The sequence below is a fragment of the Streptomyces sp. NPDC111516 genome (assembly GCF_055635345.1).
This window is the reverse complement of the sequence record NZ_JBVKBV010000008.1, coordinates 92,528-107,672: the sequence shown is the minus strand read 5'-3', so window position 1 is coordinate 107,672 and position 15,145 is coordinate 92,528. Positions and strand designations below refer to the sequence as shown.

Genomic DNA, 15,145 nt, shown 5'->3' with positions numbered 1-15,145 from the left:
CCCTCACCGAAGCGCGCACCCCGCACAGGAGTGGCAGTACCTCACCGCAGCCGCTGCTCCTCCTCGGTACGGGCCTCGTCTCCCGCTCCGCCGACCGGTACGGAGCCCGTATCGCGGAGCAGGGCGATGGAGAGGGCCGCGGCTCCGGCCATCGCGACGGCGGCCCCCGCCGCAGCCATGTTCAGACCGTGAGTGAAGGCGCGGAACGCGGCGGGGAGCATCGCGTCCCGCAGCTGGGACGGGAGCTGCCGTACCACCGCGACCGCGCCTGACAGGGTCTCCCGCGCGGCGTCGGGTACGGCGGGCACCGTAGCGCGCATGTCCCGGCCGTAGACGGCGGCGCCGACCGAACCCAGCAGCGCCATCCCCAGGGCGCCGCCGAGTTCCTGACCCGATTCGAGGACCGCGGCGGCGGAGCCCGCGCGCTCGGGCGGCGCGGCGCCGAGGGCGAGTTCATTGGCGAGCGTCATCGCGGAGACCAGCCCGCCCGCGTAGACGGCGGACCCGGCGAGTGTCATCCAGAGCGGCGAGTCGGTCCCGATCCGGGTGAGTGAGAGGAATCCCGCGGCGGAGACGAGGAACCCGCCACCCATGACGTATCCGCGGTCGAAGCGCCGGGCGAGCGCACCGGCCGCCGGGGCGGCGACCATGACGCCGAGGGACGGCACCAGGCTCCACATGGCCGCCTCGAAGGGACTCTTGCCCAGGACGGACTGCACGTACTGGGAGAAGAACGCCGCGAATCCGACCGTTGCCGCCATGGCCAGCAGGTTGACGAGGACCGATCCGCCGAAGGCCCGGCGACGCAGGAGCGCGAGGTCGACCATCGGGTGCGCGAGGCGGGCCTGCCTGCGGAGGAAGACGAAGCCCAGAGCGAGTCCCGCCGTGATGCCGAGCGCCGGCAGGGGCTGGTAGCCGTGCTTGGCGAGTGCCTTGATGCCGTGGATCAGCGGCAGCAGCGCGGCGAGCGAGAGCACCGCGCTCAGGACGTCGAACCTGCCCGCAGCGGGGGTCCTGGACTCCGGCAGCAGCAGCGGTGCAAGAACCAGCAGGAGTGCCATCGCGGGCAGGTTGACGAGGAAGACCGCGCCCCACCAGAAGCGTTCGAGGAGGGCGCCGCTGACGACCGGGCCGACGGAGATGCCGGTGGCCATCACGGTCGTCCAGAGGGCGACCGCCCTGGAGCGCTGCAGAGGGTCGCGGAAGAGGGTGCGTACGAGGGCAAGGGTGGACGGCATCAGGCAGGCGCCGCCCACGCCGAGGAGCGCCCGGGCGGCGATCAGTGCCCCTGGGGACTGGGCGTAGGCGGCACCGACCGAGGCCGCGGCGAAGAGGACTGTGCCGGTGATCAGTACGGTCCGACGGCCGATGCGGTCGCCGAGCGCCCCCATGGTGATGAGCAGTCCGGCGAGGACGAAGCCGTACATGTCGAGGATCCACAACTGCTGAGTGGAGCCCGGTCGAAGGTCGGCGCCGATGGCGGGCAGCGCGTAGAAGAGGATGGAGACGTCCATCGAGACGAAGAGCAGCGGCAGCATCAGCACGCCGAGCGCCGTCCATTCACGGCGTCCGGCGCGTGGGGCCGCGGGCTCGGGTGCGCCGGAGCCGGACGGGGATACGGGTGGTGCCGGGATGTGCGGTCCTGAGGTCATGCCGGGAGCACAGCAGCGGCGCCGCGTACACCGCAAGCACCGCCGTAGTGCACCTCCCGGTGCCACGTACAGCCCGTCATATTCCCCTAGTTGACGGGGTGTACGGCGTTTCCGGTGCACTAGTACGGTGCACTCGTGCAGAACGAACCGCCCTACCTCGGCATCGCCGGGGAGATCCGCCGCCGGATCGTCTCCGGCGAGCTGGCACCGGGCGACCGGGTGCCTTCCACCCGTGCCGTCGTCCGGGAGTGGGGTGTCGCCATGGCGACCGCCACCAAGGCGCTGTCGGTACTGCGCGGCGAAGGGCTCGTGCGGGCGGTGCCGGGTGTCGGCACGGTCGTCGTCGAGCGTCGCGCTCCGGGGGGCCCCGGGCCGGGGAGCGGTCCTGTCCTGAGCCGTGAGCGCATCGTGCGTACCGCTGTCGAGCTGGCCGACGCCGAAGGGCTGCCCGCGGTGTCCATGCGCCGGGTCGCGACCATGCTGTCCATCTCCACCATGGCGCTGTACCGTCATGTGCCGGGCAAAACCGAGCTGGTCCGGCTGATGTCGGACGAGGTGTTCGGTGAACGCCGGCTGGGCGCCGCGCCCCACGACTGGCGGTCCGGACTTGAACTCGCCGCCCGGTGGCTCCGGTCGGTGTACGGGCGCCATCCGTGGATGGCGCAGGCCGTGGCGTCCTTCACCCGGCCGACAGCGTCCCCACACGCCATGCGGTACACGGAGTGGGTACTGCACGCCCTGGCCGGCACCGGGCTACCGCCGTACACGAAGCTGCACATCCATCTCACCCTTTTCGCCCATGTCCAGGGACTCGCCATGGCCGGCGACATGGAAACACAGGCGCGTCAGGACACCGGGCTGTCCGCCGCGGAGTGGATGGTAAGAAATGAGCCACAGTTCGACGCCATCTCGGCCAGTGGCGACTACCCCTTCCTCAACTCGCTGTTCGAAAACGATGAGTTCGAGCTCGACCTCGACGAACTCTTCGAATTCGGCCTGCGGAGGACGCTGGACGGCATCGCGATGATGATCGGCGAAACGTCCGGTTAACGAACATGACTTTTACGACAACGGACGACTTCCGGCCAACTTGTTGACGCGGTCCTGACAGGACCGTCCTCCGGCTGACACTCTTCACCCCGTTCTGCGCACTTCTCGTTCTGCCGACGGCCACCCTGCCGCCGGTACCCCCCTCGCAGAAGGAGTCCGCGTGAGATCCACGCCCAGCCGTCGTGCCACCGCGACCGGCGCTCTGATAGCCGCAGCAGCCCTCCTCGCCGTCGGAGTCCAGACCGGTACGGCCACTGCCACCCCGGGCAGCGCCCCGGCGGCGGTGTCCGCGGCCGCCGGCGCCGACCACGGTGCCCTGGCCAAGCAGCTCACCCCCTCCCAGCGCGCCGAGCTGATCCGTGAGGCCGACGCGAGCAAGGCGGCCACGGCCAAGGAGCTCGGTCTCGGTTCCCAGGAGAAGCTCGTCGTCCGGGATGTCATCCAGGACAACGACGGCACCACGCACACGCGTTACGAGCGCACCTTCGCCGGACTTCCGGTGCTCGGTGGCGACCTCGTCGTCCAGGAGTCCAAGGCCGGCGCGACCGAGAGCGTCACCAAGGCGTCCAAGGTCACCAGTGGCCAGCTGAAGGCCGTGGACACGACGGCCGATGTCGCGCCCGCCGTGGCCGAGAAGCAGGCGCTCGGCCTCGCCAAGGCCGACGGCTCCAAGAAGACCGAGGCCGACCGGGCACCCCGCAAGGTGGTCTGGATGGCGCAGGGCAAGCCGCAGCTCGCCTACGAGACCGTCGTCGGCGGACTCCAGGAGGACGGCACCCCGAACGAGCTCCACGTCATCACGGACGCGGCCGACGGCGCGAAGCTGTACGAGTGGCAGGCCATCGAGAACGGCGTCGGCAACACCGAGTACAGCGGCCAGGTGACTCTCGGCACCGCACCGTCGTACACGCTGACCGACACGGGCCGCGGCAACCACAAGACGTACAACCTGAACCACGGCACGTCCGGCACCGGGACGCTGTTCACCAACTCCACCGACGTGTGGGGCAACGGCAACCCGTCGAACGCCGAGACCGCCGCCGCGGACGCCCACTACGGCGCGGCCGAGACCTGGGACTACTACAAGAACGTGCACGGCCGCACCGGTATCCGCGGTGACGGTGTCGGCGCGTACTCCCGCGTCCACTACGGCAACAACTACGTCAACGCCTTCTGGAGCGACAGCTGCTTCTGCATGACGTACGGCGACGGCACCGGCAACGCGAACCCGCTGACCGCCCTCGACGTGGCCGCGCACGAGATGACGCACGGTGTCACCGCCGCCACCGCCAACCTGGTCTACAGCGGTGAGTCCGGTGGCCTCAACGAGGCGACCAGCGACATCATGGCCACCGCGGTCGAGTTCTACGCCAACAACTCCTCGGACGTCGGCGACTACCTCATCGGCGAGAAGATCAACATCAACGGCGACGGCACCCCGCTGCGCTACATGGACAAGCCGAGCAAGGACGGCGCGTCCAAGGACGCCTGGTACTCGGGCATCGGCAACGTCGACGTCCACTACTCCTCGGGCCCGGCGAACCACTTCTTCTACCTGCTCTCCGAGGGCAGCGGCAAGAAGACCATCAACGGCGTCAACTACGACTCGCCGACCTCCGACGGTCTGCCGGTGACCGGCATCGGCCGCGACAAGGCCGCGCAGATCTGGTTCAAGGCGCTCACCACCAAGTTCACCTCCACGACGAACTACGCGGCGGCCCGCACCGGTACCCTCGCCGCGGCCGGTGAGCTGTACGGCACGACCAGTGCCGAGTACAAGGCGGTCGCCGACGCCTGGGCCGGCATCAACGTCGGTTCGCGCCCCGGTGGCGGCACCGACCCCGGCGGCACGGTCTTCGAGAACTCCACCTCCGTCGCCATCCCGGACCACGGCTCGGCCGTCACCACCTCGGTCAACGTCACCGGCATCACGGGCAACGCGCCCAGCACCCTCAAGGTCGGCGTGGACATCACCCACACCTGGCGCGGTGACCTGGTCATCGACCTCGTCGCCCCGAACGGCACGACCTACCGGCTGAAGAACTCCTCGATCTCCGACTCGGCGGACAACGTCCAGACGACGTACACGGTCAACGCGTCGTCCGTGGCGGCCAACGGCACCTGGAAGCTGAAGGTCCAGGACGTCTTCTCGGGCGACACCGGAAGGATCAACAGCTTCAAGCTGACGTTCTGAACCCGTCGGCCGGCTGAACCCTGAGCCGAGTCCGGCTCCGACACGAACCGCCCGGGAGGAGCTCTCGCTTCCTCCCGGGCGGTTTCACGTCCGTAGTGGGTGCCGGGGCCGGGCGGACGGTATGTCAGCGCATCAGCAGGCCCGCGCCGTCCCCCGGCGACTCGGTGGGCAGCGCCACCAGGCCGAGTTCCGCGCCGGTCGCCAGCAGCGGATGGGCGGGAAGTACCCGCACGGTGTAGCCGTACGGGCCGGTGCGGTCGAGGGCCAGCGGACCGTCGTACAGCCAGCGGCCCTCCAGGTCCTGGCCCCCGGCGGGCTTCAGCGGGAAGAGCTGGGCGTCCGAGATCCCGTCGGCGGCGTCCACCCGGCCGGCCACCGCCTGCACCTCCACATCTTCCGGCTCCAGCGCCCCGAGGTCGATGCGGACCCGTAGCACCAGCGTCGACCCCAGCTCGGCCGAACCGCCCCCCGTGTCGGGCGCCACCGCCTCCACGTGGTCGACGGCGACGCGCGGCCAGGCGGCGCGGACCCGGGCCTTCCAGTCGGCGAGGTGCCGCGCCGTGCCGGGGGCGAGCGCACGCTGGGCGAGCGCGGCGGGCGCGTACAGCCGCTCCACGTACTCGGTCACCATGCGCCCCGCCAGAACCTTGGGCCCGAGCGTGCCCAGCGTGCGGCGGACCATCTCGATCCAGCGTTCCGGGAAGCCCTCGACGCCCCGGTCGTAGAAGCGCGGCGCGATCCGGCCCTCGATCAGCTCGTAGAGGGCGCCCGCCTCCAGCTCGTCGCGGCGGTCCTCGTCCAGGGCCAGACCGTCGGCCGTCGGGATCGCCCAGCCGAAGTCCGGCTCGAACCACTCGTCCCACCAGCCGTCGAGGACCGAGAGGTTGAGGCAGCCGTTGAGCGCCGCCTTCATGCCGCTCGTACCACAGGCCTCCAGCGGGCGCAGCGGGTTGTTGAGCCAGACGTCGCAGCCCGGGTAGAGCTTCTGCGCCATGGCCATCCCGTAGTCCGGCAGGAACACGATGCGGTGGCGCACTCGTGGATCGTCGGAGAACCGCACCAGCTCCCGCACCAGCCGCTTCCCGCCGTCGTCGGCGGGGTGGGCCTTGCCGGCGACGACGATCTGGATCGGGCGGGTCGGATGGAGCAGCAGGTCCCGCAGCCGGTCGCGGTCGCGCAGCATCAGCGTCAGCCGCTTGTACGAGGGCACCCGGCGGGCGAAGCCGATGGTCAGCACGTCCGGGTCCAGCACGTTGTCGATCCAGCCGAGTTCGGCGGCTTCGGCGCCCCGGTCGCGCCAGGAGGCGTAGAGCCGTCTGCGCACCTCGGTGACCAGTTGTGTGCGCAGGGACCGCCGCAGATCCCAGAGTTCCCGGTCCGGGACCTCGGCTGCGGAGTCCCACCGGCCGGGTGTGCCGCCGTAGCCCTTGCGCAGCCGGAGGATCTCGGGCGCGACCCAGGTGGGCGCGTGGACGCCGTTGGTCACCGAGGTGATCGGCACCTCCGCCGCGTCGAAGCCGGGCCACAGCCCGGCGAACATCTCCCGGCTGACCGCCCCGTGGAGGGTGGAGACCCCGTTGGCCCACTGGGCCAACCGCAGTCCCATCACCGCCATGTTGAAGAGCTCGGGCTCACCGCCGGGGTAGGTCTCCATGCCCAGTTGCAGGATGCGTTCGACGCCGACCCCAGGGAGTTCGCCGTCGTCCCCGAAGTGCCGGGCGACGAGCTCGCGGTCGAACCGGTCGATCCCGGCCGGCACCGGCGTATGGGTGGTGAAGACCGTGCCGGCCCGTACGGACTCCACCGCGGAGTCGAAGTCCAGCCCGGCACCGGAGAGTTCACGAATGCGTTCGAGCCCGAGGAATCCGGCGTGCCCCTCGTTGGTGTGGAACACCTCGGGCGCCGGATGCCCGGTGAGACGGCAGTACGTCCGTACCGCGCGTACGCCGCCGATGCCGAGGAGCATCTCCTGGAGCAGCCGGTGCTCGCTGCCGCCGCCGTACAGCCGGTCGGTCACCTCGCGTTCGCCCGGCGCGTTCTCCTCCACGGCGGAGTCGAGCATCAGCAGCGGTACGCGTCCCACCTGGGCCTGCCAGATGTGGGCGCGCAGCGAACGGCCACCGGGAAGGGCGAGCACCACCCGGCTCGGGGTGCCGTCGGCTTCGCGCATCAGGGTGAGCGGCAGCTCGTTCGGATCGAGTACGGGATAGTGCTCCTGCTGCCAGCCGTCGCGGGACAGGCTCTGGCGGAAGTAGCCGTGCCGGTAGAGCAAGCCGACCGCGACGAGGGGGACGCCGAGATCGCTGGCGGCCTTCAGGTGGTCCCCGGCGAGGATGCCGAGCCCGCCGGAGTACTGGGGCAGAGCGGCGGTCACCCCGAACTCGGGTGAGAAATAGGCGACGGCGGCCGGCAGCTCCGCCCCCTGGGCCAGTTGCTCCTGGTACCACCTGGGTCCGTCCAGGTAGTCCCGGAGGTCCGCGGACGCCTCGGTCAGCCGGTGCAGGAACTGCTGGTCGCGGGCGAGCTCGGCGAGTCGCCCTGCGGATACGGCACCGAGCAGCCGCACGGGGTCGCACTCCGCCGTCCGCCGGACCTCCGGGTCGACGGCCTGGAAGAGCTCGCGAGTCTCGGTGTGCCAGGACCAGCGCAGATTGCGGGCGAGGTCGCTGAGCGGTTGAAGGGGATCGGGGAGGACGGGACGCACGGTGAATCGACGAATGGCCTTCACGTATTCCACCATTACAGGGGAGATACGGATCCGAGGGGACGCAGCACGGTGTGCGTCGCTCCGTCACTCTCGACGTCAGCCGTGGGTCGCGCCCCGCAACCACGGCGCGCGACCGGCTCACAGCGCGCGCCGCCGACCGCAGGACACGCCCCGGTTCCGCTCCGTTTCCGCCCGGCGGCGATCTCCGCGCCGCCCGCCTCAACCTCATCCGCATCCGGCGCCCCTCACGGCCCGTGAATACACATCCGCCCCGCAGGTAATGGCCGATTCCCTTCCCTCGTCCGGTCTTGTGGCACCTCACGCCAAGGGGAAAGCTGCCCAGTGGCGTTCCGGGAAGCACCGACGAGCCCGCGCACGTGCGGCAGCGCTCGGCGCATTCAGATCGTCACAGATACGCCCGAGTAGTTGACACACCACCGGATTGGCCCCCCGGGAACGGTGGGAAGGCTTCTCCGGTAAGGAGCCCGAGTGCGTCACGGGAACATGCGAATGCCGCCCGAATGCAGCACGAATACGAGGCAGCCGCGGGACCGGTGTTCAGCCGGTTTACCTCCGCGAAACATATCCGCACCCCAGCCATTCGAGTTCCATTCGAGTGAATGCGGACAGGAGCGGCCATGCCCACACCCCGTCAGTCGTCAACAGAGCAGCTAGAAAGGACGGACCCCATCGGTCGCGGTGCGCGAATTCGGCCCTCCGCGGTCGCGTCGCGTCCCGTTCGGTCCGAGCTCCAGTCCCCAGGTGATTCCATGATCGGTCGCATTCCCGTCCTCGACGTCCGCCCGCTCGTCGACTGCGGCAGAAGGCCCGCCAAGGCCGTTGCCGGTGAGACCTTCCAGGTCACCGCGACCGTCTTCCGGGAGGGCCATGACGCCGTCGCCGCCAATGTGGTCCTGCTGGATCCGAACGGGCGCCCCGGTCCCTGGACGCCGATGCGTGAGCTCGCTCCCGGTACCGACCGCTGGGGCGCCGATGTCACCCCGGCCTCCGAGGGCCACTGGACGTATACGGTCGAGGCCTGGAGCGATCCCGTCACCACCTGGCGGCAGCAGGCCCGGATCAAGGTCCCGGCCGGTATCGACACCGCGCTCGTCCTGGCGGAGGGCGCCGAACTGTACGAACGGGCCGCCGCGGGCGTGCCCAAGGGGGACGGGCGCGAGGCGGTGCTGGACGCGGCCGACGCCCTGCGCGACGAGTCCCGGCCGGCCGCCACCCGGCTCGCCGCGGCGCTCGTTCCCGAGGCGCGGTCCGCCCTCGCCCGTCACCCCCTGCGCGAACTCGTCACCGTGTCCCCCCCGCTCCCCCTGCTGGTCGAGCGCCGGCGGGCCCTGTTCGGCTCGTGGTACGAGCTGTTCCCCCGCTCGGAGGGCGCCAGGGTGGTACCGGCCAAGCCCCCCGGCACGGCGAAGAAGGGCAGAACCGGCAGGGCGGGAAGGACGGCGGCCCAGCCGGAGAGGATCATCAGCGGCACCTTCCGTACGGCCGCCGAACGGCTTCCCGCGGTCGCCGCCATGGGTTTCGACGTCGTCTACCTCCCGCCGATCCACCCCATCGGGACCACCCATCGCAAGGGCCCCGACAACTCGCTCTCCCCCGCTCCCCACGACGTGGGCGTGCCCTGGGCGATCGGTTCGGCCGAGGGCGGTCACGACGCCGTCCATCCCGAGCTCGGCACTCTCGACGACTTCGACCATTTCGTCGCGACCGCCCGCACCCTGCGCATGGAGATCGCGCTGGATTTCGCGCTCCAGTGTTCCCCCGACCACCCCTGGGTCGAAAAACATCCCGAGTGGTTCCACCACCGCGCGGACGGCACGATCGCGTACGCGGAGAATCCGCCGAAGAAATACCAGGACATCTATCCGATCGCCTTCGACAAGGATCTGTACGGCCTGGTCGAGGAGACGGGGCGCATTCTCCGTTTCTGGATGGATCACGGGGTACGGATCTTCCGCGTCGACAATCCGCACACCAAGCCGGTGATCTTCTGGGAGAAGGTGATCGCCGATATCAACAGGACCGACCCGGATGTGATCTTCCTGGCTGAGGCATTCACCCGGCCCGCAATGATGCGTACGCTCGCCGCCATCGGCTTCCAGCAGTCCTACACGTATTTCACCTGGCGCAACAGCAAGCAGGAAATCACCGACTACGTCACGGAGTTGTCTGGCGAGACCGCCTCCTGCATGCGCCCCAACTTCTTCGTGAACACCCCGGACATCCTGCCGGGATACCTCCAGGACGGGGGCCGTCCGGCCTTCGAGGCGCGGGCCGTTCTCGCCGCCACGCTCTCGCCGACCTGGGGCGTGTACGCGGGGTACGAACTGTGCGAGAACACCCCGATCCGGCCCGGCAGCGAGGAGTACCTCCATTCGGAGAAGTATGAGATCCGGCCCAGGGACTGGGAGTCGGCGGAGCGCGAGGGCCGCTCACTTGCCCCGCTCATCACCCGCCTCAACCGCATCAGGCGTCGCCACCCGGCCCTTCAGCAACTGCGCGATGTGCACTTCCACTCCGTCGACAACGACGCGTTGATCGTCTACAGCAAGCGTTCGGGTTCGAACATCGTTCTGGTGGTCGTCAACCTCGACCCGCACCACACCCACGAGGCCACGGTCTCGTTGGACATGCCGCGACTCGGCCTCGACCGGCACGAGAGCGTGCCGGTGCGCGACGAGCTCACCGGCGATAACTACCACTGGGGCAGGACCTTCTATGTGCGTCTGGAGCCAGGCGTCACGCCCGCGCACATCGTCGTCCTGCGACCGTCCCCGCCGACCGGAGGGTCACCCACAACATGATCGTCAACGAGCCCGTCCACGACCTGTTCGAGGACACCCCGGCCAAGGACCGCGATCCCGACTGGTTCAAGCGCGCCGTCTTCTACGAGGTCCTCGTCCGGTCCTTCCAGGACTCCAACGGCGACGGCATCGGCGACCTCAAGGGCATCACCGCCAAGCTGGACTATCTGCAGTGGCTCGGCGTCGACTGCCTCTGGCTGCCGCCGTTCTTCAAGTCGCCGCTGCGCGACGGCGGTTACGACGTCTCCGACTACACCGCCGTACTCCCGGAGTTCGGCGACCTGGCCGACTTCGTGGAGTTCGTCGACGCCTCGCACCAGCGAGGCATGCGCGTGATCATCGACTTCGTCATGAACCACACGAGCGATCAGCACGAGTGGTTCCAGCAGTCCCGCACCGACCCGGAGGGGCCGTACGGCGACTACTACGTCTGGGCCGACGACGACAAGCAGTTCCCGGACGCCCGGATCATCTTCGTCGACACGGAGACGTCCAACTGGACCTTCGACCCGGTGCGCAAGCAGTACTACTGGCACCGGTTCTTCTCCCACCAGCCCGATCTCAACTACGAGAACCCGGCGGTGCAGGAGGAGATCATCTCCGCGCTGCGCTTCTGGCTGGACCTCGGCATCGACGGATTCCGCGTGGACGCCGTGCCGTACCTCTACCAGCGCGAGGGCACCAACTGCGAGAACCTCCCGGAGACCCACGACTTCCTCAAGCGGGTCCGCAAGGAGATCGACGCGCACTACCCGGACACCGTGCTGCTCGCCGAGGCCAACCAGTGGCCGGAGGACGTCGTCGACTACTTCGGCGAGTTCCAGGCCGGCGGCGACGAGTGCCACATGGCGTTCCATTTCCCGGTGATGCCGCGCATCTTCATGGCCGTACGACGCGAGAGCCGCTACCCGGTCTCCGAAATCCTGGCGAAGACACCGGCGATCCCGAAGAACTGCCAGTGGGGCATCTTCCTGCGCAACCACGACGAGCTCACCCTCGAAATGGTCACGGACGAAGAACGCGACTACATGTACGCGGAGTACGCCAAGGATCCGCGGATGCGGGCCAACATCGGTATCCGGCGGCGGCTGGCACCCCTGCTGGACAACGACCGCAACCAGATCGAGCTGTTCACGGCGCTGCTGCTGTCCCTGCCCGGCTCCCCGATCCTCTACTACGGGGACGAGATCGGGATGGGCGACAACATCTGGCTGGGCGACCGGGACGCCGTACGCACACCCATGCAGTGGACCCCCGACCGGAACGCCGGATTCTCCTCCAGCGATCCCGGGCGGCTCTACCTCCCCACGATCATGGATCCGGTCTACGGCTATCAAGTCACCAATGTCGAGGCGTCGATGGCCTCTCCGTCGTCGCTGCTGCACTGGACCCGGCGGATGATCGAGATCCGTAAGCAGAACCCCGCCTTCGGTCTCGGTTCGTTCAGCGAACTGCCGTCGTCGAACCCCGCGGTGCTCGCCTTCACCCGGGAGCTCGGGGACGATCTCGTGCTGTGCGTGCACAACTTCTCGCGGTTCGCGCAGCCGACGGAGGTCGATCTGCGGTCGTTCAACGGGCGTCATCCGGTGGAGCTGATCGGCGGGGTGCGCTTCCCCGCCATCGGTGAGTGGCCCTACCTGCTGACTCTCGCCGGACACGGTTTCTACTGGTTCCGGCTGCGCAAGGACGCGCCGCCGAACTGACCGGGTGCCACTTCCCACCACCCGACGCGGGGCGGTTTCCGCCGCCCCGCACGGGGCACTCTCCCCCACATCGAGCACTTCCGGGACCTTCCGGGTCCCCTCAGAAGTTTCGAACCCTTCGAGTCGAGTCCGTACGGACCATCCTGACCCGACACGTCCCGCACAGCCGGACAGCTAATGCCGCAATCCGGGACACTCTTCGCATCCTGTGGTGTGCCCGGGGAAAGGACGCGATGCCATGTCGGAGGCTGCATCCACTCGGGTCGCCCTGACCGACAGCACAGCTCTGCTCCCGTCTCTCGCCCCCCTGTTGCACGAATGGCTGCCCCGACAGCGGTGGTTCGCCGGCAAGGGACAGCCGATCGCGGCCTTCTCGCTGCTGTCGGCGACCGAGATACTGCCGGTGGACACCGGTTCCGTCGGCGCCCGCGCCGGGCTGCTCCATCTGCTGGTCCGAGCCCATCAGCCGTCCATGCCCGGGCAGTCGCCGGACGACTGCTACCAAATCCTGCTCGGTGTAAGGTCCGTGCTGCCGCCGCGACTGGCGCCCGCGCTCATCGGCCATGTGACGGACGGGCCGCTCGCCGGCCGCACCGTCTACGAAGGGCTGCACGACCCGCGCCTCGCCGAAATCCTGCTGGAGCGGTTCCGTAGCCCCGGCACCCTCGGCGCGCTGCGCTTCGACCGGGGCGGCGCCCCGATCGCCGCGGGGCTGGCGCCGCGACTGCTCGACACCGAGCAGTCCAACACCTCGCTCGTCTATGGCAACGCCTACATCCTCAAGATCTTCCGCCGGATCTTCCCGGGCACCAACCCCGATCTGGAGCTGCCGCTCGCGCTCGCGCGCGAGGGCTGCGGGCGGGTACCCGCCCCCGTCGCCTGGTTCGAGGCCACCGCCCCCGAGCCGCTCACCCTCGGCGTCCTGCAGCCGTTCCTGCGCGGCGCGGAGGACGGCTGGCAGCTCGCCCTGCGCTCCCTCGCCACGGGCCTCGACTTCACCGTCGAGGCACACGCCCTCGGCAGGGCCACCGCCGAGGTCCACACCGCGCTCGCCGCCGCCCTGCCGCAGCCCGCGCTGCGCCGCGCCCAGACCGAGCATCTCGCCGCCGCGATGGTGCAGAGGCTGGAGGCCACCGCGCACGCGGTACCGGCGCTCATGCCGTACGTCCCCGGGCTGCGCACCGCTTTCGACGCGGTCGCCGCGCTGGGGCACCGGGGCCGCGACTGGGCGGCCCAGCGGGTCCACGGCGATCTCCACCTCGGCCAGACGCTCCGCGCGGCCGACGGCTTCTGGTCGCTGATCGACTTCGAGGGCGAACCGGCCCGGCCGCTGTCCGAGCGCCGCCGGCCGCAGCCCCCGGTTCGCGACATCGCGGGCATGCTCCGCTCCTTCGACTACGCCGCCCGCTCGCACCGCCCGTGGAACGCCGAGTGGGCGGCGCGCTGCCGGACCGCCTACTGCGAGGGGTATGCCGAGGCCGCGGGCGTCGACCCGCGCAGCGAACCGGAGCTGCTGCGCGCCCATGAGACCGACAAGGCGGTGTACGAGGTGCTGTACGAGGCACGTCACCGGCCCGACTGGCTGCCGGTCCCGATGGCGGCGATCCAGCGGCTGGCCGCCGTCGCCGGCTGACGGCCCGGGTCCCTCGCCCATCGGCGGACCCGCCGTCGTCGCACCCGCACCACCGCCCGTCCCGCCTCGTCCCTCCCCGCTGTTCCGCCCCGACAACACCCTCCGAGGAGGCTGTCCCTTTGACATCCTCCCCTCCCTAAAAGGAGGGGATTCCTGGCTCACGTTGGCTGCGGACCGGCGGTCCGTCAGCTCCTACACGATCAGCACCAGCCGGGTTGAGACCAGCCCGGACGAGCATCACGCGGGCGGAGTTCTTGTCCCTGGGGGATACGGCTCCGCACGCGGTGCACGAGTAGGTTCGTTCTGAGAGAGGTAGTGCGTGCTTGGTTCTCGCTCCGCACTGCGCGCAGTCCATGGTGGTGTGCGCGGGGTGGACAAGGTGCACGGGCCGACCGTGTTTGCGGCCCATTTCGATCAGGGCCGTCTTGGTCGAGCCGATCGCGGCGTCGGCGGCCTTCCGGGCCATGGTGGACTTGGCGAGGAACTTCGGCTTGAAGTCCTCGACCGCCAGCGCGTCGTGGTCGCGGACCACGGCCTTGGCCCACTTGCGGGCAGTGTCCTGCCGCTGCCGGGCCACCTTCTTGTGCAGCTTGGCGGCCTGCCGCTGCGCCTTGCGGTAGCCCTTCGACTGGGCCTTGCCCCGGGGCGCGCGGCGTCGGGCCATAATCCGCTGGTAGCGCGCGAGGCCGCCGGCGGCTTTCTTGCCGTACTCGGCGTGGGGCAGGTCATGGTCATCGGACGTGGTGGTGGCCGTCTCCTTCACGCCCCAGTCGATCCCGATCACCGCACCTGTGGAGGGCATCACCTCGGTGGCGGTGGGGACGACGAAACTGGCGTACCAATGCCCGAGGCTGTCCCGGTACACGCGCACCGACGACGGCGGCTCGGGCAGATCGCGCGACCACACTACGGTCAAGCTGATACCCCCGGCCAGGTGCAGGCGACCGTCCTTCAACCGGAAGCCACGCTGCGTGTAGTTGAGCGTGGGGTCCGTCTCGTGCTTCTTCTTGTACTTCGGCATCCCGGCACGCTGTCGCATCGGCAACCGGGCCTTGATGTCGTTGAGCGCCTTGGCCCGGGACCTGCCGAAGTCGCGGATCAACTGCTGCTGCGGAACGCTGCTGAGCTCACGCAGCCAGGACATCGCACCCCGGGCCTCGGTCAGCATCTTGTCCAGCCTGGCCGGGCCGCACTTCTCATCCTCGGCATGGGCCTTCTTCGACCGGGCGCAGCTCTCGTTCCAGATCCACCGGCACCGCGCCCACTCCGCTTCCAGCGCGGCGCCTGCGGTGGACGACACACGAAGCCGGTAGGTGTACCGGGCATGCCCGGCATTCTCCCCGCTCTGCGCTCCTTCCGTCATGACCCCCAACCTAGCCGCCCC

General features: G+C 69.6%; 8 protein-coding genes. 5 read left to right on the top strand and 3 right to left on the bottom strand.

Features of this window, described 5'->3' with window-relative positions:
• Positions 1–41: 41 nt before the first annotated feature.
• Positions 42–1,538, bottom strand: a complete 1,497-nt coding sequence (locus ACZ7L9_RS17685) for an MFS transporter (RefSeq protein ID WP_471416244.1) — start codon at positions 1,536–1,538, stop codon at positions 42–44.
• Positions 1,539–1,787: 249 nt separating this feature from the next.
• On the opposite strand from ACZ7L9_RS17685, the gene ACZ7L9_RS17680 reads away from it, so the two are divergent.
• The gene (locus ACZ7L9_RS17680; protein ID WP_471416072.1) at positions 1,788–2,702 is read left to right on the top strand and encodes a TetR/AcrR family transcriptional regulator C-terminal domain-containing protein; all 915 of its coding nucleotides are present in this window, start codon (positions 1,788–1,790) and stop codon (positions 2,700–2,702) included.
• Between the two features lie 160 nt (positions 2,703–2,862).
• On the top strand, positions 2,863–4,896 hold the full coding sequence (locus ACZ7L9_RS17675; protein ID WP_471416071.1) for a M4 family metallopeptidase: 2,034 nt from the start codon (positions 2,863–2,865) through the stop codon (positions 4,894–4,896).
• A gap of 124 nt (positions 4,897–5,020) precedes the next feature.
• On the opposite strand, the gene glgP is transcribed toward ACZ7L9_RS17675, so the two are convergent.
• A complete protein-coding gene (gene glgP, locus ACZ7L9_RS17670; RefSeq protein ID WP_471416070.1) occupies positions 5,021–7,624 on the bottom strand; it encodes an alpha-glucan family phosphorylase in 2,604 nt (867 codons plus the stop codon).
• 749 nt (positions 7,625–8,373) lie between these two features.
• Here glgP and ACZ7L9_RS17665 point away from each other — a divergent pair.
• From ACZ7L9_RS17665 to ACZ7L9_RS17655, 3 genes are all read left to right on the top strand, one after another.
• Complete coding sequence (locus ACZ7L9_RS17665; protein ID WP_471416069.1) at positions 8,374–10,425, top strand: alpha-1,4-glucan--maltose-1-phosphate maltosyltransferase; 2,052 nt, start codon at positions 8,374–8,376, stop codon at positions 10,423–10,425.
• Positions 10,422–12,128: a maltose alpha-D-glucosyltransferase gene (gene treS, locus ACZ7L9_RS17660; protein WP_471416068.1), complete on the top strand. Its 1,707-nt coding sequence runs from the start codon at positions 10,422–10,424 to the stop codon at positions 12,126–12,128. Before ACZ7L9_RS17665 ends, treS begins: the two co-directional genes overlap by 4 nt.
• A gap of 238 nt (positions 12,129–12,366) precedes the next feature.
• A complete protein-coding gene (locus ACZ7L9_RS17655) occupies positions 12,367–13,761 on the top strand; it encodes a maltokinase N-terminal cap-like domain-containing protein (RefSeq protein WP_471416067.1) in 1,395 nt (464 codons plus the stop codon).
• Positions 13,762–13,897: 136 nt separating this feature from the next.
• Here the strand turns inward: ACZ7L9_RS17655 and ACZ7L9_RS17650 are convergent, their stop codons facing one another.
• Positions 13,898–15,124 (bottom strand): RNA-guided endonuclease InsQ/TnpB family protein, encoded by a 1,227-nt coding sequence (locus tag ACZ7L9_RS17650; RefSeq protein ID WP_471416066.1) that lies wholly within the window; start codon positions 15,122–15,124, stop codon positions 13,898–13,900.
• Positions 15,125–15,145: the final 21 nt, after the last annotated feature.

Bases quoted from the DNA above. Each gene is read 5' to 3' on its own strand.
- ACZ7L9_RS17685 (WP_471416244.1), bottom strand. From the start codon at position 1,538: ATGCTGCCGCTGCTCTTCGTCTCGATGGACGTCTCCATCCTCTTCTAC.
- ACZ7L9_RS17665 (WP_471416069.1), top strand. From the start codon at position 8,374: ATGATCGGTCGCATTCCCGTCCTCGACGTCCGCCCGCTCGTCGACTGC.
- treS (WP_471416068.1), top strand. From the start codon at position 10,422: ATGATCGTCAACGAGCCCGTCCACGACCTGTTCGAGGACACCCCGGCC.
- ACZ7L9_RS17655 (WP_471416067.1), top strand. From the start codon at position 12,367: ATGTCGGAGGCTGCATCCACTCGGGTCGCCCTGACCGACAGCACAGCT.
- ACZ7L9_RS17650 (WP_471416066.1), bottom strand. From the start codon at position 15,124: ATGACGGAAGGAGCGCAGAGCGGGGAGAATGCCGGGCATGCCCGGTAC.